Origin of the sequence: Martinezella calliandrae, from assembly GCF_030272695.1 — a bacterium.
Taxonomy (GTDB): Bacteria; Pseudomonadota; Alphaproteobacteria; order Rhizobiales; family Rhizobiaceae; genus Rhizobium; species Rhizobium calliandrae.
Window position 1 is genome coordinate 23,331 of the sequence record NZ_JARFYN010000043.1, and the last position, 19,001, is coordinate 42,331.

At 59.7% G+C, this 19,001-nt stretch carries 24 protein-coding genes; 19 read left to right on the top strand and 5 right to left on the bottom strand.

Translation table 11 applies throughout. The features are described 5' to 3' along the window. Positions 1–39: 39 nt before the first annotated feature. Positions 40–942, bottom strand: coding sequence for a LysR family transcriptional regulator (locus tag PY650_RS26035; RefSeq protein WP_285882474.1), 903 nt, complete (start codon positions 940–942; stop codon positions 40–42). Between the two features lie 174 nt (positions 943–1,116). Between PY650_RS26035 and PY650_RS26040 the strand changes: the two genes are divergently transcribed. From PY650_RS26040 to PY650_RS26070, 7 genes are all read left to right on the top strand, one after another. Beyond that, positions 1,117–1,830, top strand: coding sequence for an SDR family oxidoreductase (locus tag PY650_RS26040; protein WP_285882475.1), 714 nt, complete (start codon positions 1,117–1,119; stop codon positions 1,828–1,830). An 8-nt stretch (positions 1,831–1,838) separates the two neighbouring features. Further along, positions 1,839–2,216, top strand: coding sequence for a VOC family protein (locus PY650_RS26045; RefSeq protein ID WP_285882476.1), 378 nt, complete (start codon positions 1,839–1,841; stop codon positions 2,214–2,216). A 131-nt stretch (positions 2,217–2,347) separates the two neighbouring features. Further along, the gene (locus PY650_RS26050) at positions 2,348–3,025 is read left to right on the top strand and encodes an HAD-IA family hydrolase (protein WP_285882477.1); all 678 of its coding nucleotides are present in this window, start codon (positions 2,348–2,350) and stop codon (positions 3,023–3,025) included. Positions 3,026–3,130: 105 nt separating this feature from the next. Further along, the gene (locus PY650_RS26055; protein ID WP_285882478.1) at positions 3,131–3,718 is read left to right on the top strand and encodes a 5-formyltetrahydrofolate cyclo-ligase; all 588 of its coding nucleotides are present in this window, start codon (positions 3,131–3,133) and stop codon (positions 3,716–3,718) included. 3 nt (positions 3,719–3,721) lie between these two features. Next, a complete protein-coding gene (locus tag PY650_RS26060; RefSeq protein ID WP_285882479.1) occupies positions 3,722–4,546 on the top strand; it encodes a TIGR00282 family metallophosphoesterase in 825 nt (274 codons plus the stop codon). Between the two features lie 125 nt (positions 4,547–4,671). Beyond that, positions 4,672–5,514 (top strand): MBL fold metallo-hydrolase, encoded by an 843-nt coding sequence (locus PY650_RS26065; protein WP_285882480.1) that lies wholly within the window; start codon positions 4,672–4,674, stop codon positions 5,512–5,514. Positions 5,515–5,686: 172 nt separating this feature from the next. Beyond that, positions 5,687–6,433, top strand: coding sequence for a YebC/PmpR family DNA-binding transcriptional regulator (locus tag PY650_RS26070; RefSeq protein ID WP_285882481.1), 747 nt, complete (start codon positions 5,687–5,689; stop codon positions 6,431–6,433). Positions 6,434–6,498: 65 nt separating this feature from the next. On the opposite strand, the gene PY650_RS26075 is transcribed toward PY650_RS26070, so the two are convergent. Next, positions 6,499–7,500, bottom strand: coding sequence for an LLM class flavin-dependent oxidoreductase (locus PY650_RS26075; protein WP_285882482.1), 1,002 nt, complete (start codon positions 7,498–7,500; stop codon positions 6,499–6,501). 194 nt (positions 7,501–7,694) lie between these two features. Here PY650_RS26075 and ruvC point away from each other — a divergent pair, with 194 nt between their 5' ends. From ruvC to PY650_RS26115, 8 genes are all read left to right on the top strand, one after another. Then, entirely contained in the window at positions 7,695–8,207 is a 513-nt protein-coding gene (gene ruvC, locus PY650_RS26080) for a crossover junction endodeoxyribonuclease RuvC (protein WP_285882483.1), read from the top strand. Positions 8,208–8,271: 64 nt separating this feature from the next. Next, complete coding sequence (locus PY650_RS26085) at positions 8,272–8,523, top strand: AbrB/MazE/SpoVT family DNA-binding domain-containing protein (RefSeq protein ID WP_285882484.1); 252 nt, start codon at positions 8,272–8,274, stop codon at positions 8,521–8,523. A 3-nt stretch (positions 8,524–8,526) separates the two neighbouring features. Further along, positions 8,527–8,940 (top strand): type II toxin-antitoxin system VapC family toxin, encoded by a 414-nt coding sequence (locus tag PY650_RS26090; protein WP_285882485.1) that lies wholly within the window; start codon positions 8,527–8,529, stop codon positions 8,938–8,940. Positions 8,941–8,952: 12 nt separating this feature from the next. Further along, positions 8,953–9,567, top strand: a complete 615-nt coding sequence (ruvA, locus tag PY650_RS26095) for a Holliday junction branch migration protein RuvA (RefSeq protein WP_285882486.1) — start codon at positions 8,953–8,955, stop codon at positions 9,565–9,567. Then, positions 9,564–9,740, top strand: coding sequence for a hypothetical protein (locus PY650_RS26100; RefSeq protein WP_285882487.1), 177 nt, complete (start codon positions 9,564–9,566; stop codon positions 9,738–9,740). Before ruvA ends, PY650_RS26100 begins: the two co-directional genes overlap by 4 nt. Beyond that, complete coding sequence (gene ruvB / locus PY650_RS26105) at positions 9,737–10,783, top strand: Holliday junction branch migration DNA helicase RuvB (protein WP_285882488.1); 1,047 nt, start codon at positions 9,737–9,739, stop codon at positions 10,781–10,783. The genes PY650_RS26100 and ruvB overlap by 4 nt, the downstream gene beginning before the upstream one ends. Then, positions 10,780–11,682, top strand: coding sequence for a metallophosphoesterase (locus PY650_RS26110; protein ID WP_285882489.1), 903 nt, complete (start codon positions 10,780–10,782; stop codon positions 11,680–11,682). The genes ruvB and PY650_RS26110 overlap by 4 nt, the downstream gene beginning before the upstream one ends. A gap of 151 nt (positions 11,683–11,833) precedes the next feature. Next, entirely contained in the window at positions 11,834–12,397 is a 564-nt protein-coding gene (locus tag PY650_RS26115; protein ID WP_285882490.1) for a DinB family protein, read from the top strand. On the opposite strand, the gene PY650_RS26120 is transcribed toward PY650_RS26115, so the two are convergent. The 3 genes from PY650_RS26120 to PY650_RS26130 are packed head-to-tail and all read right to left on the bottom strand — an operon-like array spanning position 12,366 to position 15,378. Further along, positions 12,366–13,298 (bottom strand): NAD-dependent epimerase/dehydratase family protein, encoded by a 933-nt coding sequence (locus PY650_RS26120; RefSeq protein WP_285882491.1) that lies wholly within the window; start codon positions 13,296–13,298, stop codon positions 12,366–12,368. The two genes, PY650_RS26115 and PY650_RS26120, sit on opposite strands and share 32 nt — an antisense overlap. Next, positions 13,295–14,158, bottom strand: coding sequence for a glycosyltransferase (locus PY650_RS26125; protein ID WP_285882511.1), 864 nt, complete (start codon positions 14,156–14,158; stop codon positions 13,295–13,297). The genes PY650_RS26120 and PY650_RS26125 overlap by 4 nt, the downstream gene beginning before the upstream one ends. Beyond that, complete coding sequence (locus PY650_RS26130; RefSeq protein ID WP_285882492.1) at positions 14,158–15,378, bottom strand: NAD-dependent epimerase/dehydratase family protein; 1,221 nt, start codon at positions 15,376–15,378, stop codon at positions 14,158–14,160. Before PY650_RS26130 ends, PY650_RS26125 begins: the two co-directional genes overlap by 1 nt. 134 nt (positions 15,379–15,512) lie before the next feature. Here PY650_RS26130 and ybgC point away from each other — a divergent pair, with 134 nt between their 5' ends. The 4 genes from ybgC to PY650_RS26150 all read left to right on the top strand — a co-directional run bounded on the left by ybgC (position 15,513) and on the right by PY650_RS26150 (position 18,984). After that, the gene (gene ybgC, locus PY650_RS26135) at positions 15,513–15,968 is read left to right on the top strand and encodes a tol-pal system-associated acyl-CoA thioesterase (RefSeq protein ID WP_285882493.1); all 456 of its coding nucleotides are present in this window, start codon (positions 15,513–15,515) and stop codon (positions 15,966–15,968) included. 451 nt (positions 15,969–16,419) lie between these two features. Beyond that, complete coding sequence (gene tolQ / locus PY650_RS26140; RefSeq protein WP_120705292.1) at positions 16,420–17,148, top strand: protein TolQ; 729 nt, start codon at positions 16,420–16,422, stop codon at positions 17,146–17,148. Positions 17,149–17,175: 27 nt separating this feature from the next. Next, entirely contained in the window at positions 17,176–17,634 is a 459-nt protein-coding gene (gene tolR, locus PY650_RS26145) for a protein TolR (RefSeq protein WP_285882494.1), read from the top strand. Positions 17,635–17,643: 9 nt separating this feature from the next. Further along, the gene (locus PY650_RS26150) at positions 17,644–18,984 is read left to right on the top strand and encodes a hypothetical protein (RefSeq protein WP_285882495.1); all 1,341 of its coding nucleotides are present in this window, start codon (positions 17,644–17,646) and stop codon (positions 18,982–18,984) included. The last annotated feature ends 17 nt before the right edge of the window (positions 18,985–19,001 follow it).

Below are 19,001 nucleotides of genomic sequence, written 5' to 3' on the forward strand. Positions count from 1 at the left end.
CATGCGCGGCGGATTGCTCTGCCGCGTATATTCTGGCAGTCAGATGGTCGGCAACACGGACGCCGATTGCCGTTTCAGCCTGTCCGCTAGGAAGTCGACGCAGAGGCGCACCTTGGCGGCGGTATGACGATTGTGCGGATAAACCGCGTGGATCGGCGCGGCCGGCAGCCGCTGCTTCGCGAGCACAACCTCCAGCCGTCCGGAATCGATATCGTCCCGGACGTCCCATATCGATTTCATGATCAGACCGGCGCCGTCGAGAGCCCAGGTATGCGCAAGTTCGCCATCATTTGTGGCGAGCGACCCACGGACATGCACGGTCGTGCCGTCGTCGAAAACCCAATCGTCCAGCGGCGGATGGCCGAACACGATACAATCCCGGCCCAGAAGGTCTTCCGGTTTCTCGGGCCGCCCGTGCCGGTCGAGATAGGCCGGTGCGCCGCAGATGACGCGAATATTCGGTGCGAGTTGCCGAGCAATCAGGCTGGAATCCGCTAGAGCGCCGAAGCGCACCGCGAGATCGTAGCCGCCTTCGACAATGTTGGCGATGGAGTCAGACGTGTCGAGCTGGATATGCAATCCGGGATGATGCGATCGGAATTCGCTAAGCAGCGGCGCCAGCCGCCGGCGGCCGAAGGCATAGGTCGACGTGACCCTCAAAACGCCGGTTGCAGTGTCGCGACCGCGCGTCACCTCCAACTCGGCTTCATCGATTTCAGCGAGAATGCGGACGCAGCGCGTGTGGAAAGTCGTGCCTTCCTCGGTCAGCGCCAATGTCCGTGTTGTGCGATTTACCAGGCGGACGCCGAGGCGCTCTTCCAGCCGCGCCAATTTGCGGCTGACGACGGCAAGCGACAGGCGTAGTTCCCGCGCCGCGCCTGAGAGACTGCCCGCCTCGACAACGCGCACGAACACCAACATGTCAAATAGGTTATCGGCCATATTCTTGCTGATATAGCAAGGAACCATCTCTAGAAAAGTCTATTCTTGCAAGCGCCAAGAAGGTCTAAATCTTTCTCGTCACAGGCGGACCGAAGTTGGGAACAGAGCATAGATGGCAGCGCGACGCCGGCGCTTGCTCGATATCCAGCGGTTTTCACAAGAGGAGTATGCCCTATGAAGTCTTTGATTGATCAACGCGTTCTGGTGCTCGGCGGCAGTTCCGGCATTGGACTGGCAACGGCGAAGGCGGCAGCGGAGGCCGGCGCCAAGGTCACGATCGCGTCCCGCTCGCAGGCAAAACTCGATGAAGCCCTGAGGGGCCTGGCTGCCACAGTGCGGGCCGTGGTGCTCGACACTGCCGATGAAGCGGCAATCGATCGCTTCTTTGCCGGGGAAGCGTCTTGGGACCATATCGTCATCTCCGCCGCGCAGACAGCGAGCGGGCCGGTCCGCTCCTTGCCGTTGACTGATGCCAAGCAGGCGATGGAAAGCAAGTTCTGGGGCGCTTACCGTATCGCGCGCGCGGCCAAATTCAGCGAGCGGGCGACATTGACCTTCATCACCGGCTATCTCGCGGTGCGGCCTTCGGCGACGTCGGTCCTGCAAGGAGCCATCAACGCGGCGCTGGAGGCCTTGGCGCGCGGCCTTGCGCTGGAATTGGCGCCGGTACGTGTTAATGCAGTCTCACCCGGTCTGATCGATACACCGCTTTGGTCGAGGATGGCCGAAGAGACGCGCCAGGGAATGTTTACCCGCGCTGCGGCAAACCTGCCGGCCCGCGTGGTTGGGACGCCGGAAGATATCGCCAATGCGGCACTGTTCTTGATGACAACACCTTTCGCCACCGGATCGACCGTACGTGTCGATGGCGGCGGCGCGATCGCGTGAGACCGGCCATGTTGGACCATGTGACCCTGAGAACTGCCGATCTGGAGGGCACGCGCGCCTTTCTTGAGACCGTTCTCGATCTGAAGCCGGGTTACAGACCCGCCTTCGGTTTTCCCGGATATTGGCTCTATGCGGGCAAGGATCCGATTGTTCATCTCATTCCCGGCCGTGCCGGCCCTGTCGACCGTCATGGTGAAACCATCGATCACGCCGGTTTCCGGCTTGCCGACTATCACGGGCGTCGGCGCAAGCTCGATGCACTGGGCATTGCCTATTCGACGATGGATCTGCCGGAACTCGGCGAGCGGCGGCTCTTTGTGCATACCCCGACCGGCATATTGCTGGAGTTGGTGTTCCGGGAAGGGGAGAACTTCGACGGGGCATAACGGCATTTTTCCTTGCTTGCCGTCCAGCATTCATTTGCTTCTTGCCGTCGCTATCGGTAGTCGGAGGAAAGATATCGCGAGTAAGCCTTGGCTCGCGCCGACTGATCCCGTCAACCGAAAGGGACTGTACCTTGTCCGTCGCATCGTCTTCCGCCTTCGACAAAAAATATTCCGGATTCCTGTTCGACATGGATGGCACGATCATCAACTCGATCGCTGCTGCCGAGCGCGTCTGGGGTGATTGGGCGCGCAGCAAGGGGCTCGATGTCGCGGCTTTCATGCCCACCATGCACGGTTCGCGCGGCGTCGATACGATCGGCCGGCTGAACCTGCCGGGCGTCGATCCGGTGGCTGAGTCGCTGATGATCACGGAAGCGGAAATCGCCGATGTGGAAGGCGTGGTGCCGCTCCCGGGCGCCATCGAATTCCTGGCCTCGCTGCCGCCGGAGCGTTGGGCGATCGTCACCTCCTCGCCGTACCGGCTTGCCCAGGCCCGCTTGGCGGCCGCCGGCATTCCGGTCCCTCGGTTTATTGTCACCGCCGAGGACGTCAAGATCGGCAAGCCCGATCCGCAATGCTACATCCTCGGCGCCGAACGTCTCGGCATGCGGCCGTCTGATTGTCTGGTTTTCGAAGACGTGATGGCCGGCATCAAGGCCGGCGAGGCCGCTGGTGCCGACGTCATGGTGATCACGGCCACGCATTCTCATCCGATCGAGACAGGTCATTCCCGGCTGCTGAACTATGAAAATGTTCGCGCGCACATCGAAGGGGACGGGCTGATTTCGGTGACACGCAAGGTTGGCTGATCTCTGTCGGCCAACATACAATCACCGCATGTCGCTTTCACGCATTGCAATAGGCCGCCGGCTCATTATCTTTTCGTGATATTTGTCAAAATCCACGAAAGCCTGATGACCCCCAGAGAGCTGAAAACCCAATATCGCAACGAACGTCTGGCGGCGCGCGACGCCATTGGCCCGGACGAACGTATCGAAAAGGCGCTGGCGATGCTTGTGCATGGCGGCGATGCGATCGATCTTCAGCCGGGGGAGATCGTGTCCGGCTTCCTGCCAATCCGCTCCGAAGTGGATATAAGGCCGCTGATGGCCCGGCTGCGTGAGCGGGGCGCGCGGCTCTGCTTGCCCGTCATTCTCGACAAAAGCACCATCGTCTTTCGCGAACTCGTTGCCGGCGCGGCACTCGTTTCCAGCGGTTTTGGGACGGCGGGGCCGGGGCCCGAGGCCACAGTGCTGGACCCACAGATTATGCTGGTGCCGCTTTCGGCTTTCGATAGCACCGGCCACCGTATCGGCTACGGCGCCGGCTATTATGACCGCGCCATCGAGCGGCTGCACCAAAAAGGGTTGTCTCCGCGGCTGATCGGCATTGCATTCGATTGCCAAGAAGTGCCATCAGTACCGGCTGAGCCGCATGATGTCCGCCTTGACGCGATTTTGACCGAGAGCGGACTCAATTTCGTTTCGGAAGTGATTGGATAGGGAATGCGGCTGCTTTTCTTGGGTGACATGGTCGGTAAGACCGGGCGCGTTGCGGTATGGGATCGCCTGCCGGGCCTTATTTCCGATCTGAAGCTCGATTTCGTCATCGTCAATGGCGAAAACGCTGCCGGCGGATTCGGCATTACCGAGGATATTTTTCTGGAAACGATCAATGCCGGTGCCGATGTGGTGACGACCGGCAATCACGTCTGGGACCAGAAGGAAGCAGTGGTGTTCTGCGAGCGCCACGATCAGTTCCTGCGCCCTGCGAATTATCCTGCCGGCACCCCCGGTCGCGGTTCCAGCATCTACTACGCCCGCAACGGCGCCCGCGTGCTCGTCGCCAACATCATGGGCCGCGTCTTTATGCATCCGGAACTGGACGATCCGTTCAAGGCGGCGGAGCTGATCCTCGATGCCTGCCCGCTGAAGGAGCAGGCGGATGCCATCGTTTTCGATTTTCATGCGGAGGCGACCAGCGAAAAGCAGTGTTTCGGTCATTTCGTCGACGGCCGTGCGAGCTTCGTCGTCGGCACACACACGCATGTGCCGACCGGGGACGCGCAGATCCTGAACGGCGGTACCGCTTATATGTCGGATGCTGGCATGTGCGGCGATTACGATTCGTCGCTGGGCATGGACAAGGAAGAGCCGCTCAATCGTTTCATCTCCAAGATGCCGAAGGGCCGCTTCGAGGCTGCCTCCGGCCCGGCCACCATCTGCGGCGTCGGTGTCGAGATATCCGATGCGACCGGACTTGCCGAAAAGATCGCGCCACTCAGGATCGGGCCGCGGCTCGCCGAAACCATTCCTGAATTCTGGCGCTAGATATTGCCCAGCCGTTAATCACCCGTCGGCGATGACGTGATTGTGAGCAATCCTATCGGATTGTCGCTGGACGTACCTCAGGCCATGCCGCATCTTTTAGCCCTCTGTGGAGCTGAAGGGATGGCATGATGCCGCGATTTCCTGTCTTCGCTGTGATCTTCCTGCTGTCCTTGGCAGGGTGGGATGTCGCAGACGCCCAGGAAATGCCTTCGCGCCCGCAAGCCAGCCAATGTCAGGCCATCGCACAATCACTTCCGAAGGCGACGTTCGCCAGCTTTTCCGGTTCCGGCCCGACGCTTGCCAACGATCCCGTTGGTGGCGACGTGAAAATTACGTTCCTCGGTCACGCCACCCTATTCATCGAGACGCCCGGCGGTGTGTCGATCGCCACTGATTTCAGCGGCGCCTTTCCACCGCCCTATACGCCGACCGTCGTTACGATGAACAAGGCGCACCCGAGCCACTATACGCTGACCCCGGACCCGGCGATCAAATATGTGTTGCATGGCTGGGCCGATACGCCCGGCGAGCCGGCGAAGATCCATTTGACTGTCGGCGATACGCTGATCCGCAATGTGGTGACCGATATCCGCTCATGGTCAGGGGGCGTCGAGGCGAACGGCAATTCGATCTTCATCTTCGAGGTCGCCGGCCTTTGTATCGGCCATCTTGGTCACCTGCATTTCGAGCTCAACGACAAGCAATATGCCGAGATCGGCCGGCTCGATATCGTCATGGTGCCGGTCGATGGCGGGTTGACTATGGGTGCAGACAGCATGAGCCGAGTGGTCAAACGGCTGCGTTCGTCGCTCATTCTGCCAATGCACCGTTGGGGGCCGCCCATACAGCAATTCCTGGCAATGTTCGGCCCGGATTTCGACGTCGCTTATGCGCCGACCGCGAGCACTACGGTTTCGCTGAAAACCCTACCGAGGAAGCCGCTGATATACGTGCTGAAGGGGCTTTGAGCCGTTCAGTACGATGCCCGGGCGGCCCTTTCCCTCCGCCCGGGCACACCTTTGAGGCAATTGCCGCCGGGCGTCTCGCCGCGGGCCTCTTTACGGGCTTTTTGCTTGAATGAAAGCCACTTCGCTCTTATAAGGCGGCCCATTCCCAACAAAAGACGTGAACAGGGGTGCCATGGCTGGCCATTCACAGTTTAAAAACATCATGCACCGTAAGGGTCGTCAGGACTCGGTGCGTTCGAAAATGTTCTCCAAGCTGGCGCGTGAAATCACCGTCGCCGCCAAGACCGGCTTGCCCGACCCGACCATGAATGCACGCTTGCGTCTGGCGATCCAGAACGCCAAGGCGCAGTCGATGCCGAAGGACAATATCGATCGCGCCATAAAAAAGGCCGCCGGTGCTGACACCGAGAACTACGATGAAGTGCGCTACGAAGGCTATGGCCCCGGCGGCACGGCGATCATTGTCGAGGCGCTGACCGACAACCGCAACCGCACTGCGTCAAACGTCCGTTCGATCTTCACGAAGGCCGGCGGCGCGCTTGGCGAAACCGGCTCCGTCTCCTTCTCCTTCGACCATGTTGGCGAAATTACCTACAAGCCTGAGGTCGGCGATGCCGACAAGGTGATGGAAGCCGCAATCGAAGCCGGCGCCGACGATGTCGAGAGCGACGAAGAGGGCCATACCATTATCTGCGGTTTCGAAGCGATGAACGAAGTCGCCAAGGCGCTGGAGGCAACGCTTGGCGAAGCCGAAACCGTCAAGGCGATCTGGCGCGCCCAAAACAATGTGCCGGTCGATGAAGAAAAGGCGCAATCGCTGATGAAGCTCATCGACAGCCTGGAAGACGACGACGACGTGCAGAACGTCTACTCGAACTTCGACGTTTCGGAAGAGATCCTGGCGAAGCTTTCGGCCTGATTTTTCCTGTAAAAAAATGAGCCCCATTCTCCCAAGGCTTGCCGAAGGGAGAACGGGGTTTTGTTTTATTTGGCCGCCTTCTTGAAGGACGGCAACTGCGCGAATAGTTCCACCGATCTCATCCGCGCCTCAATGTCGTGGATCGGCATCGAAATGATCACTTCGTCGGCTTGCGTATCCCTGATGAACTGCGAAAGCTTGGCCTCCGCAGTCGCGGGCGAGCCGACGACGGCGTAGCGCAGCGTGTTTTCGACGTTCAGTTTTTCCATCGGCGTCCAGAAATCGTCCATATCCTTGCGGGGGCGTGGGAAGGGACCGCGGACATTGCGGCGTAGATTGACGAATTGTTGCTGTGCCGAGGTGAAGTGATATCGCGCTTCCTCATCTGTATCCGCGACCGAGCCCATGACGCCCACCATGACATAGGGCTTGTCGAGCGTTGCCGACGGCGTGAACCGATCACGATAGATGGCGACCGCATCGAGCAGAGCTTCCGGAGCGAAGTGTGAGGCGAAAGCATAGGGCAAGCCGAGCATGGCGGCGAGATGGGCGCTGTAGAGGCTTGAACCGAGCAGCCAGATCGGCACCTTGGCGCCGTTGCCGGGCACGGCAAGGATCGATTGGTTTTCGTCGGCCGGGCTGAACAGATGCTGCAGCTCGACGATATCATTGGGAAAGCTCTGCGCACCGGCATCGAGGTTGCGACGTAGTGCCTGCGCGGTGCGCATATCCGTGCCGGGCGCGCGGCCGAGGCCGAGATCGACGCGGCCGGGAAACAGGGCCTCGAGTGTGCCGAATTGCTCGGCAATCACCAATGGCGAGTGGTTAGGCAGCATGACGCCGCCCGAGCCGATGCGGATGCGCGAGGTCGCCGCTCCGACATGGCCGATCACGACCGCGGTCGCGGCGCTGGCGACACCGGGCATGCCGTGATGCTCCGCCAGCCAGAACCTCGTATAGCCAAGTTCCTCCGCCTTCTGCGCCATGCGCTTCGAGCCTTCAAAGGATTGGCTGACGGTGCTGCCTTCGGCAACGGGCGAAAGATCGAGAATGGAAAAAGGGACCATGGCAAGAGACCTGCGTGGTGAAAAGGGAGGAGCAATCCTCATCATGTAAGAGTGCGGATGCTCTATTCCAAACCTGTCTCGGCAAATTCCTCATCGCGCATTTCAAAGCTGCATAAATGGCGCACGGCGTGGATTTGTTTTTGTTTTGTTCACATTTTGCTGGCACATCTGCCGCGCCAAAGATAGGTTGACGCATGCAAAACACGATTCGTATCATCGGCATCGATCCCGGCCTGCGCCGTACCGGCTGGGGCATTATCGAGACATCAGGAAACTCTCTGCGTTTCGTCGCCTCGGGAACGGTTACATCCGATGGCGAGATGGACCTCGCTTCGCGCCTCTGCCAACTCCACGACGGGCTCGCCGATATCGTCCACAGCTATCAGCCGCACGAAGCGGCGGTCGAACAGACTTTCGTCAACAAGGATGCCGTGGCGACACTGAAACTCGGCCAGGCTCGTGGCATCGCTATGCTGGTGCCGGCGCGCGCCGGGCTGCAGGTGGCCGAATATGCGCCAAATGCCGTCAAGAAGGCTGTCATCGGCGTGGGCCACGGTGAAAAGCAGCAGATCCATATGATGCTGAAGATTCTGATGCCGAAGGTGGAGTTCAAAGGCAACGACGCCGCCGACGCGCTCGCCATCGCCGTTTGCCATGCCCATAATCGCGGCGCCAGCCGGATGCGTCAGGCGGCCCTGGTGGGGTAGCTTGTTCTTGACTTGTTCTTGCGGTAAGAATATTTCTTACTGCAAGGTCGGAGAGTATATAAAGATGCGCGTGACGTCCAAAGGACAAGTGACAATCCCCCGTGACTTGCGTGAGTTGGCAGGGATAGAACTCAACAGCGAAGTCATATTCTCCGTTGAGAACGGAAAGCTGGTTATTTCGCCGAAGAACGGCAAGAGAGAGATCGAGGATCGGCAGCGGCTGGATCGTTTTATGGCGACCCTCAAGCGCTTGGAAGGCACTGGCGACCAGAATATCGACGCCGAAGCATTGATGTCGATGACGCGTGACCGATAGATCATGGTCACGATCGTCGACACGAATGTGCTCGTTGATTTGGCCGTACCTAGCTCGGCTTGGCATGATTGGTCGAGTGGGCAGGTCTTTTCCGCTTTCAAGCAAGGGCCAGTCGTTATCAATCCTGTAATTTATGCAGAATTTTCAGTGCGTTACAGCAGCTTAGATCGAGTGGATGAACTGTTGCCGCAAAGCGAGTTTCGCCGTGAAAGCCTGCCTTGGCCCGCGGCCTTTGCGGCTGCGGCGGCCTTTAAGATCTATCGTCAAGCAGGCGGAGGGCGGGAGCGAATTCTCCCCGACTTTCTGATTGGCGCCCATGCTGCCGTTCGCGGGTATTGCCTACTGACCCGAGATCCGAAGGGCTATCGCTCTTATTTTCCCACGGTCGACCTCATCTCCCCCGAAACCCATCCCTGACGGACACCACTCATGATCGGCAAGTTGAAAGGCACAATCGAAGAGATCGGCGAAGACTATGCGCTCGTGGATGTGCATGGTGTCTGCTATGTCGCCTATTGTTCGGCGCGCACGCTGTCGAAGCTCGGCTCCATCGGTGAAGCCTGCGTTCTCTTCATCGAAACCTATGTCCGCGAGGATCAGATTCGCCTTTTCGGCTTCACGACGGTGCTGGAGCGGGAATGGTTCAACCTTTTGCAGACCGTGCAGGGGGTCGGTGCGAAGGTGGCGCTGGCGCTGTTGTCAACGCTGACGCCGGCCGAGCTTGCCAATGCGATCGCGTTGCAGGACCGTAGCGCCGTGTCGCGGGCGCCGGGGGTGGGACCGAAGGTGGCGATGCGCATTGTCACCGAGTTGAAGAACAAGGCGCCGGCCTTTGCGGGCGAGGCGATCAATATCGGCCTCAAGCAGGAACTGGGCGAGGGCGTCGCCTCCGCTCCGGTCGCCGATGCCGTTTCCGCTCTCACAAATCTCGGCTATTCCCGCGACCAGGCCGCAAACGCGGTTGCTGCAGCGATGAAATCAGCGGGTGAGGGGGCAGACAGCGCCAAGTTGATTCGGCTGGGTTTGAAGGAACTGGCGCGATGATTCCTGTCTTTCTTCCTTGCTTTGATCAGTTAATAGCGGAAGATGCGCCCTTGAATTTCGACCCATCGCATCATGTTGTGGCCCATCTTGCAGCTCGTAATGGCTGCGCCAAAACACTAACCTTCGATGAAAAAATCGCGAAACGTATACCGGGAATGGAATTTCTGACATGAGCGAGGCTGCACGCCTGATATCGCCGGAAAAGCGGGGCGAAGACCTGGATGTGACGCTTAGGCCGCAGTCACTGGACGAATTCACCGGCCAGGCGGAGGCTCGAGCCAATCTTAAGGTGTTTATCGAAGCAGCCAAGGGGCGAGGAGAGGCGCTGGATCACGTCTTGTTCGTCGGCCCGCCCGGTCTCGGCAAAACGACGCTGGCACAGATCATGGCGAAGGAGCTCGGCGTCAATTTCCGCTCGACGTCTGGCCCGGTCATTGCCAAGGCCGGCGATCTGGCCGCGCTTTTGACCAATCTCGAAGAACGCGATGTGCTCTTCATCGATGAAATCCATCGCCTTAACCCGGCCGTGGAAGAAATCCTCTATCCGGCCATGGAGGATTTCCAGCTCGATTTGATTATCGGCGAGGGTCCGGCGGCGCGTTCGGTGAAGATCGACCTCGCCAAATTCACTTTGGTTGCCGCCACTACCCGTCTCGGCCTGTTGACGACGCCGCTGCGCGACCGTTTCGGCATTCCCGTTCGCCTGAGCTTCTATACGGTCGAAGAATTGGAGCTGATCGTACGGCGCGGTGCGCGGCTGATGGGGCTTGGCATAACCGAAGAGGGGGCGCGCGAGATTGCTAGGCGCGCCCGCGGCACGCCGCGCATCGCCGGCCGGCTGCTGCGCCGGGTGCGTGATTTCGCCGAGGTGGCAAAGGCCGAGGCTGTAACCCGCGAGATCGCCGACGAGGCATTGACGCGGCTGCTGGTCGACAATGTCGGTTTCGATCAGCTCGACAAGCGCTATCTCAACATGATTGCCGTAAATTTCGGCGGCGGCCCGGTTGGCATCGAAACGATTGCCGCCGGCCTCTCCGAACCGCGCGACGCGATCGAGGACATTATCGAGCCCTATATGATTCAGCAGGGCTTTATCCAGCGCACGCCGCGCGGCCGCGTGCTGACGGCTACGGCCTGGAGGCATCTTGGAATGCAGCCACCGAAGGACCTGGAGGCAGCACAGTTCAGGCTGTTCCAGGAGGAGGAGGATGAGTGATCGGCCGTCGCGGTTTGCTGAAGCTTTTCGGCAGTAGCATCGTCGGGTTCATGGCACTCGGCAGCTATGCCTTCGGATACGAGCCGGTCATGCGATTGAGAATAGCCCGTTACCAGTTGACACCGCCGGGCTGGACGCCTGGGTTGAAGCTGAGGATCGTCGCGCTTGCCGATTTTCATGCGTGCAGGCCGTGGATGACGGCCGATCGGATCGCATCCATCTGCACCCGTGCCAACGATCTTGGTGGCGATATCATCGTTCTGCTCGGCGACTACACGTCGGGAACGGATTACGTGACCGGTCTTGTCGACCATCGAGTGTGGGCGGCGGAGCTCGCAGCCCTGAAGGCGCCGCTGGGCGTTCATGCAATCATCGGCAATCATGATTGGTGGCACGATGCGGCTGCGCAAAAGAACGGCCGCGGGCCGACATTCAGTCATAAGGCATTGGTCGATGTCGGAATTCCAGTTTATTCCAACCGATCGTGTCGCTTGGAAAAGGATGGACACGGCTTTTGGCTGGCGGGTGTCGAGGATCAGCTTGCTCTGCGCAGCAGCATCCGCTGGAAGCGCCAGTTCGCGCAGGGGCTCGATGATCTCGAGGGTACCTTGGCACAGGTGAATGATGATGCGCCAATCATCCTGCTTGCCCATGAGCCCGATATCTTTCCGACCGTGCCGTCGCGCGTGTCGCTAACATTGTCGGGTCATACGCATGGCGGGCAGATCAGAGTTCTCGGCTGGTCGCCCTATCTGCCTTCGCGCTATGGCGACCGATATGTGTACGGCCATATCGTCGAAGAGGACCGTCATATCATCGTGTCCAGTGGCCTCGGCTATTCGGTGGCGCCTGTTCGCGTTGGCGTGCCGCCGGAAATCGTCGTGATCGATCTGGGATAAGACGCTCCGGTGCGGCCCACGTGAGGAGCGGTGGTCGCAATTGATATTCCGTCCTATTTCATCGCCGACGAGATCGAAAGCCTGCCGCTGGCAAGGCGCCTCAGGTCTTGCGCGACATTCAAGATAGAGCCTAGACGAGGAGCAATGCGACATGTCCGCTTTTGATCCGATCCGCGCGTTTCGCAAACTTGCCTACAACAACGCCTTGGCAAATATTCGCTTGCATCGGGCCTGTACGGCGCTTCAGCCCGGTGAGTTCGAGGCCCGGCGGGTCAGTTTCTTTCCGTCGATCAAATCGACGCTCAATCACATCCTAATCGTCGACTGGTTTTACGTCGACGCGCTGGAAGGCGGTACGCTCGGTCTCAAGGCTTTCGACATAGAAGAGCCATTCGATACGCTGGATGTTTTGTCGGCAGAGCAAAGCAAGGTCGACCGACGGCTCGTAACCCTATGTGAAAATCTGAATCCAGAGGGGCTGGTGCGGGTGATCGACCTGCATCGCGGCAATCGCATCCAGCGGGAACGGGCGGAGGATGTGCTGAGCCATCTTTTCCAGCACCAGACCCATCATCGGGGACAGATGCATGCCATGCTCTCCGGCAGCAGCGTTGCGCCGCCGCAGTTGGACGAATTCATTGTTGCCGACGATGCGAGGTTCCGAGGCGAAGAGTTGGCAGCGCTTAGCTGGGACGAGACGATGCTGATGCGTTGAAGGCCGCGGAGCGAAGCGGCATCGTTTCCGCCAATCTCGCGATTGTCTCTTCCAACAGCGTCGCGCCGCCGCCGTACCAGCCCAGAGCACGAATTTTCGACGTATCCATCGCACTGACCATGCCTTTTGGGGCGGGCGAGGGCAGGGGGTGTTGGCAGCCGGTTACCTGCTGCAGGCGCGCAAGGATATCATGGGTGTCGGTGAGCACATCGGAGAGATTGAACGCCTCGCCGCTGATGCGGCTTGTCTCAGTCTCAAGTAGGAGGCGAACGGCGCGGCCGACGTCGCGCCCATGGACCTCGGTCCCGGGGCGCGCGAGAACCGGCTTGCCGCCAAGATAATCCGCAAAAAGATCTTCCCATTTGTTCGGACAGAGGTCGCCGTAGACGCCGGTTGCTCGTAGGCTCGCCGTTGCAAAACCAGGAGCGGAAAGGGAAAAGAGGGCGCGTTCGCCGTCGCGCTTCACCTCGCCATAGAGCGTATTCGGCGCCGGTGTGGTCGTTTCCGTCAGCGCCTCGCCGGCCAGCCGGTCGCCATAGACGGCGCGCGACGAGAGAAAGATGCAGCGGCGGATGCCGGCACGTTTCGCAGTCTCGAATAGCTTTACGGTGCCATTCAAATTGAACCGGCGAAAGCCCCCGGGATCATCGCCTTCGCCGCCGCGATATTTGCCGGGGATATGCGTAAAGGCTGCATGTACGAAGAAATAGGCCTTGTCGAAAGCGTGGGTCTGGTCTTCGCAAGGGTCGAGGCTAAGTCGCACAAAGGTGACGGGTTGCGAGAAGAGGCCGGGTAGCGGTGCGTTGCGACCGCCGACGGCAACTTGATATCCGGCGGACAGCAACTCCTCGACGATATAGCGGCCGACGAAACCCGTTCCGCCCGATACCAGGACTTTCATGCTGCTGCTTTCGGATTGGCAAACGCGGCAATCTCGGGCACGTCGCGTCCTTCGTGGAATCGGTGCCATAAATCGATCAACGGTTTCAGTTCGTCGGCCTTGGGATGATTCTTCTCCCAAGGCTTCTCGTACTGGTAATGCAGGATCGAAATGCTGCTCCAGTCCCAAAGCGCGGGCATGGTGAACCATACATATTGCAGCATATTCATATAGACCGGCAGGCCGTGCCAATCCGGGAAGAATGTCTCGAGAAAGGTCTGGTCGGTGCGCCGCCAGAAAACGCCCGGACGGTCAAGCCGCTTCAACATGTCCTTGAAGGTCGCAAGGGACGGGTGAGCAACGAAGACCCCCGAATTCATTCGATGAAAATCCGCCAGACTTTCGTAGACATTGGGTGCGGCCGAAAATTCCGGATAGTCGAAGAGCTTGTCGACATTCTTCAGTACCAGCGCATCCGCATCGATGAACACGCAGTTCGCGTAGTCGACAAGCTGCCAAAGCCTGAGCTTGCAGAAATTATCGAGCGGCGAGTGGAAGGTCGGCTTGCGGCCCTTGGTGAAGGGAGCATTGGCGTGGAGATTGCCGCGCGCATGGCGCTCGTTGAATTCATCGGAAAGGACCAGATGTTCCACGGCAACCAGCCGGCAGCCGAGCGCTTCCAACGGTGCAAGATCGCTTTCGTCAACGCCGGCCGTATGCAGTACGACCGTATCCGCCTTGGTGCCGCTACGCGAAATCGAGCGCGCCAACGCCACGGCGCCCATGGCATAGTCGGCGTTGGTGACAAGCGTGACAAAGGCTTGGCGCGCCCGCGGGCTGGAGCGCGGTCGCACCCCCTCGAGGATTTCGCTTCCGAACATCATGAGACTGATTTCAATCGCTTGCCTTCCGGATCGTGGTTGACCGTCGCTGCGAGATCCTTGGTCCAGGCGGAAATGGCCGGGACGCGAGAGCGATCGACGCGGTAGTCATATTTCTTGGCGACGTCGACGATTTCGCTCAGCAGACCCGCTTGGAGCGTGATTGGCTCCAGGCCGAGATTGAGGAACTTGTCGTTCTTGACTATCAGGTCGTTCTCCGGCGCTTCCTTGCGCGGGTTAGGCAGCCGAACGATTTCCGCACCGCTCAACTTGGCGATCATCTCGGCAAGATCGCGGATACGATGAACCTCCGTCATCTGGTTGAAGATCTCGACACGGGCATTGCGCGGTGGCGGGTTCTTCAGCGCCAGCTCGATGCAGCGTACCGAATCCTGGATGTGAATGAAGGCGCGCGTTTGGCCACCGGTGCCGTGCACGGTCAGGGGGTAGCCGATCGCCGCCTGGATGAGGAAGCGATTGAGCACCGTGCCGTAGTCGCCGTCATAGTCGAAACGGTTGATCAATTGTTCGTGACGGCGGGTCTGTTGCGTATGCGTGCCCCAGACGATGCCTTGATGCAGATCGGTGATCCTGAGGCCGTCGTTCTTGGCGTAGAACTGGAAGAGAAGCTGATCCAGGCACTTGGTCATATGATAGATCGAGCCCGGATTGGCCGGATAGAGAATGTCCTGGTTGACGGTCTGCCCGTCGGCGGTTTCGATGCCGACGGGCAGGTAGCCTTCCGGAATGGCGGCGCCGACGGTCGAATAGCCATAGACGCCCATGGTGCCGAGATGCACGAGATGAGCATCGAGATTAAGCTCGACCAGCGCGTTCAGGAGATTATGCGTGGCGCTGACGTTGTTGTTGACGGTGTAATTCTTGTGGCGGTCGCTCTTCATCGAATAGGGTGCGGCGCGTTGCTCCGCAAAGTGCACGATCGCGTCCGGGCGATGCTCGGCGAGCCACTTCTTCAGGAGCTCATAGTCTTTTGCCAGATCGATGAGGTTGAAATGGATACGGCGACCGGTTTCGGCGTGCCAGATGCGCGTGCGTTCCTGGATCGAGTCCATCGGTGTCAGTGATTGCACGCCGAGTTCGGTGTCGATCCAACGGCGCGAAAGATTGTCAAGGATATGGACCTCATGACCGGCATCGGAGAGATGCAGCGAGGTTGGCCAACCAATGAAACCGTCGCCGCCCATAACCGCTATTTTCATGAAATCATATCCTTCTGCGTCAACGGCTGTCCGGCACTATCCCGGATAGTCAGTATTTATGACAATTGTTCAAAAGCTTGCTTGATGGCGGAACTTCGGCCAAAGAGGTCCCCAGATTTTTTGGAGATGCGGCGATGATGAACAGCCCCTTTCTGATTGCCGGGGAACTGGAAGCCGATGGCCACCGGCTGGTGCAGCGAGTCTATTATGAGGATACGGATTTTTCCGGCCTCGTCTATCATGCACGCTACCTCCACTTCCTCGAGCGCGGCCGCACGGACTATCTGCGTTGCCTCGGCGTGGAACAACGTGAACTGCTGAGTGCCGATGAGGAGGGGCTGGTCTTCGTCGTTCACCGCATGGAGATCGACTTCAAGGGACCGGCGCGGATGGACGACGTGCTGACGATTCGCACCACGACCGAGAAGGCTGGCGGCGCGAAAATGGTGCTTTCCCAGGAAATCAGGCGCGACGACATGCTGCTGATCGCGGCCAAGGTCATTATTGCGGTGATCAATGCCAGGGGAAAACCGCGGCGGTTGCCGGAGAAGCTGGCGGCGCAGATGCTGGTGGCGTCGACGACGCTCTAGTTTTGCGAATCTGGGGCATCTTGTCCGCGGCTGGTGATTGCGCTGAAGGCAACATATTTCATGTCGTCTCAGCGATGGCCGTAGGCTTGGGAGACGATGTTTCGCCCGGCAGAAAAGCCTTCTTGCTAAAACATGAGATTTATGTGAAGGAATTTGCGTGCAAGATTTGTTTTGTGCCCGCCGCCGGTTTTGCCCGGTCAGTTCTTTCCACCGTCAAATCTCTTATGCCGTGGCACTAACATTCTTTTAACCATAATAGTGTCTTACTGCCGTCGTCGGAGTTTGTGCGGCGCACGCCTTCCTTTGACCAAATTTGACGGCAAGAAGGCAGTTGTAGAGCTTGGAAAAGCTTGACCAGGGCGTTCAGCGGCGGCTGCCAAACAAATCTTGTGAGATCACTTTGTGCCGCCCGGTCTAGCGCCGGGCGTTTGGATTCGGGGATTTTGGATCAATGGATACGACAACAACAGCACTGGCAGCGGTCGCCACACCGGACATCACGCTCTGGTCGCTCTTCATGCAGGCAGGCCTCGTGGTCAAGGTCGTCATGCTCGGTCTGCTCGCAGCATCCGTCTGGACCTGGGCGATCGTCATCGACAAGTATCTGAGCTATGCCCGCGCACGCCGGCAGTTCGATCACTTCGAACAGGTCTTCTGGTCGGGCCAGTCGCTCGAGGAACTTTATCGCACGCTCTCGGAGCGCACCAATACCGGCCTCAGCGCCATCTTCGTCGCCGCGATGCGCGAATGGAAGAAGTCGTTCGAACGCGGCGCACGTTCGCCGATCGGCCTGCAGATGCGTATCGACCGCGCCATGGACGTCACGCTCGCGCGTGAGTCGGAACATCTGGTCGCCCGTCTCGGGTCGCTTGCGACCATCGGCTCGGCCGGCCCGTTCATCGGTCTGTTCGGTACCGTCGTCGGTATCATGACCTCGTTCCAGGCCATCGCCGGCTCGAAGTCGACCAATCTCGCGGTCGTCGCCCCCGGTATCGCCGAAGCGCTCCTCGCGACCGCGATCGGTCTCGTCGCCGCTATCCCGGCAGTTATCGCCTACAACAAGTTCTCGGCCGATGCCGGCAAGCTGTCGGCGCGCATGGAAGGATTCGCGGACGAATTCTCCGCCATCCTGTCGCGTCAGATCGACGAAAAGCTGCAGCCGCGTCAGGCTGCTCAGTAAAGCGCAGACGGAACCGGAGTAACGCACATGGCAATGTCTGTTGGAGGCAATAGTGGCGGCGGTGGTCGCCGGGGCGGTCGCCGCGGTGGCCGCCGGGGCGGACCGATCGCCGATATCAACGTCACGCCGCTGGTCGACGTCATGCTCGTGCTGCTGATCATCTTCATGGTAGCCGCGCCGATGATGACCTCGGGTGTACCGATCGACCTGCCGCAGACGCAAGCTGGTGCGCTGAACGCTCAGACGCAGCCGATCACAATTTCCATCAAGCAGGACGGCCAGGTCTTCCTGCAGGAAACGCAGATCGAGGCGGCCGATATTGCCGCCAAGCTGCAGGCAATCGCCACGACCGGCTACAGCGAACGCATTTTCGTACGCGGCGACGGCAAGGCGCCCTATGGCGTGATCGCCGACGTCATGTCGCGCATTCAGGAGGCCGGCTACAAGAATATCGGCCTGGTTACCCAGCAGATAACGGATCACTGACGGTTCGATATGAAGCGGAGCATCGCGACATCTGCGGTCATTCACATCCTGGTGCTGATCGGCGCCATGTTGACGTTGAGTGCGCCTGCGCCGCTGGAGACGCCTGAAAGCACAGCCATGGACGTGGATATCGTCCCTGCTGAGCAGCTTCAACAGGGCGAAAAGAGTGCGCCCGTGACTGATCATGCCGCGCACAAGCAGACGTCGAAGCAGACGCAGGTCGCCAATGCCCAGAATGTCGGCGACAACAATGTCGATCTGAAGAACCCCGCCGTACCGACGCAGCGTCCGCAAGATGAGAACGCCACGGCTGCTCCGAAGAAGTCCGCGGTTCCCGTGCCGCAGAGCGATCCGCGGCCGAACGACGTCAAGACGATCGAGCAGCAGGATACGGAGGCCGCCCCGAAGGAAGTCGCTGCCATTCCGCAGCAAAAGCCGGATGTGACTCCGACGCCGACGCCCCCCACTCCGCAAAAGACGGAGTCGACCCCGCAGAAGAGCGAGGTCACGCCTACGCCGGCCCCAACACCTACCCCGACGCCGACCCCGACGCCGCAAAAAGCTGATCCTAAGCCGGTGACGGAAAACCCGACCGAGCAGGCTGCACAAACACCGGCGGACAAAGTTCCCGTCCCGGACGTGAAGCCGCAACCTCAGCAGCCGCCGAAGACAGCCGAGGCGAAGCCCGACCCGAAACCGGAGCAGAAGCCTGCTGCGAAGCCTCATGAGGTGGCGGACGCAAAGCCACCGGTTAAGCCCACAGACAAGACGACCACCCAGAGCACGAGCAAGAACACGTCATCCGATAACGGGCAAGGCGACAGCGACAAGAAAAGAAAGACCGCGAAAGGTTCCAACAATGACGGCGATTTCAACGAGGGTGAAATCGCGGCGATGTTGAACAAAACCTCTTCGGCCGGCGGAGCCAAGCGGTCCAGCCAGTCGGCATCCGCCGGCGCGCAGACACAGGTTGCATCGCTTGGAGGCAGCAGGTCGCTCGGCGGCGGCAAGCTTAGTCAGAGCCAAAAGGACGGTCTGCGGGATCTGATTGCCAAGAACTGGAATGTCCTTCCTGGCCTGGAGGGAGCGAGCGGTGTGAAGATCAAAGTTCGTATTCGCCTCGACAAGTCAGGGCAAATCATCGGTGAACCGGAAGCCGTCGCCAGTGGCGGGCCGGCTCCGACACAGGAAGCGTTGAAGGGCGCGGCAGAGCGTGCCGTGCTGCGAAGCCAGGCCGATTTCCAGAAAGAAGTGGACGCCGGGAAACTGTTGCCGCCCGATAAATATGGCGGCGCCGATGGTTGGAACGAACTGGTGTTGAACTTCGACGCGAGCGACTTGGGGCTGTGATGCGGGCAGTACAGCTT

What these genes read in the sequence shown, in the direction of transcription:
- PY650_RS26035 (WP_285882474.1), bottom strand. Translation starts at nt 942, where the DNA reads ATGGCCGATAACCTATTTGACATGTTGGTGTTCGTGCGCGTTGTCGAG.
- PY650_RS26040 (WP_285882475.1), top strand. Translation starts at nt 1,117, where the DNA reads ATGAAGTCTTTGATTGATCAACGCGTTCTGGTGCTCGGCGGCAGTTCC.
- PY650_RS26045 (WP_285882476.1), top strand. Translation starts at nt 1,839, where the DNA reads ATGTTGGACCATGTGACCCTGAGAACTGCCGATCTGGAGGGCACGCGC.
- PY650_RS26055 (WP_285882478.1), top strand. Translation starts at nt 3,131, where the DNA reads ATGACCCCCAGAGAGCTGAAAACCCAATATCGCAACGAACGTCTGGCG.
- PY650_RS26060 (WP_285882479.1), top strand. Translation starts at nt 3,722, where the DNA reads ATGCGGCTGCTTTTCTTGGGTGACATGGTCGGTAAGACCGGGCGCGTT.
- PY650_RS26065 (WP_285882480.1), top strand. Translation starts at nt 4,672, where the DNA reads ATGATGCCGCGATTTCCTGTCTTCGCTGTGATCTTCCTGCTGTCCTTG.
- PY650_RS26070 (WP_285882481.1), top strand. Translation starts at nt 5,687, where the DNA reads ATGGCTGGCCATTCACAGTTTAAAAACATCATGCACCGTAAGGGTCGT.
- PY650_RS26075 (WP_285882482.1), bottom strand. Translation starts at nt 7,500, where the DNA reads ATGGTCCCTTTTTCCATTCTCGATCTTTCGCCCGTTGCCGAAGGCAGC.
- ruvC (WP_285882483.1), top strand. Translation starts at nt 7,695, where the DNA reads ATGCAAAACACGATTCGTATCATCGGCATCGATCCCGGCCTGCGCCGT.
- PY650_RS26085 (WP_285882484.1), top strand. Translation starts at nt 8,272, where the DNA reads ATGCGCGTGACGTCCAAAGGACAAGTGACAATCCCCCGTGACTTGCGT.
- PY650_RS26090 (WP_285882485.1), top strand. Translation starts at nt 8,527, where the DNA reads ATGGTCACGATCGTCGACACGAATGTGCTCGTTGATTTGGCCGTACCT.
- ruvA (WP_285882486.1), top strand. Translation starts at nt 8,953, where the DNA reads ATGATCGGCAAGTTGAAAGGCACAATCGAAGAGATCGGCGAAGACTAT.
- PY650_RS26100 (WP_285882487.1), top strand. Translation starts at nt 9,564, where the DNA reads ATGATTCCTGTCTTTCTTCCTTGCTTTGATCAGTTAATAGCGGAAGAT.
- ruvB (WP_285882488.1), top strand. Translation starts at nt 9,737, where the DNA reads ATGAGCGAGGCTGCACGCCTGATATCGCCGGAAAAGCGGGGCGAAGAC.
- PY650_RS26115 (WP_285882490.1), top strand. Translation starts at nt 11,834, where the DNA reads ATGTCCGCTTTTGATCCGATCCGCGCGTTTCGCAAACTTGCCTACAAC.
- PY650_RS26120 (WP_285882491.1), bottom strand. Translation starts at nt 13,298, where the DNA reads ATGAAAGTCCTGGTATCGGGCGGAACGGGTTTCGTCGGCCGCTATATC.
- PY650_RS26125 (WP_285882511.1), bottom strand. Translation starts at nt 14,158, where the DNA reads ATGTTCGGAAGCGAAATCCTCGAGGGGGTGCGACCGCGCTCCAGCCCG.
- PY650_RS26130 (WP_285882492.1), bottom strand. Translation starts at nt 15,378, where the DNA reads ATGAAAATAGCGGTTATGGGCGGCGACGGTTTCATTGGTTGGCCAACC.
- ybgC (WP_285882493.1), top strand. Translation starts at nt 15,513, where the DNA reads ATGATGAACAGCCCCTTTCTGATTGCCGGGGAACTGGAAGCCGATGGC.
- tolQ (WP_120705292.1), top strand. Translation starts at nt 16,420, where the DNA reads ATGGATACGACAACAACAGCACTGGCAGCGGTCGCCACACCGGACATC.
- tolR (WP_285882494.1), top strand. Translation starts at nt 17,176, where the DNA reads ATGGCAATGTCTGTTGGAGGCAATAGTGGCGGCGGTGGTCGCCGGGGC.
- PY650_RS26150 (WP_285882495.1), top strand. Translation starts at nt 17,644, where the DNA reads ATGAAGCGGAGCATCGCGACATCTGCGGTCATTCACATCCTGGTGCTG.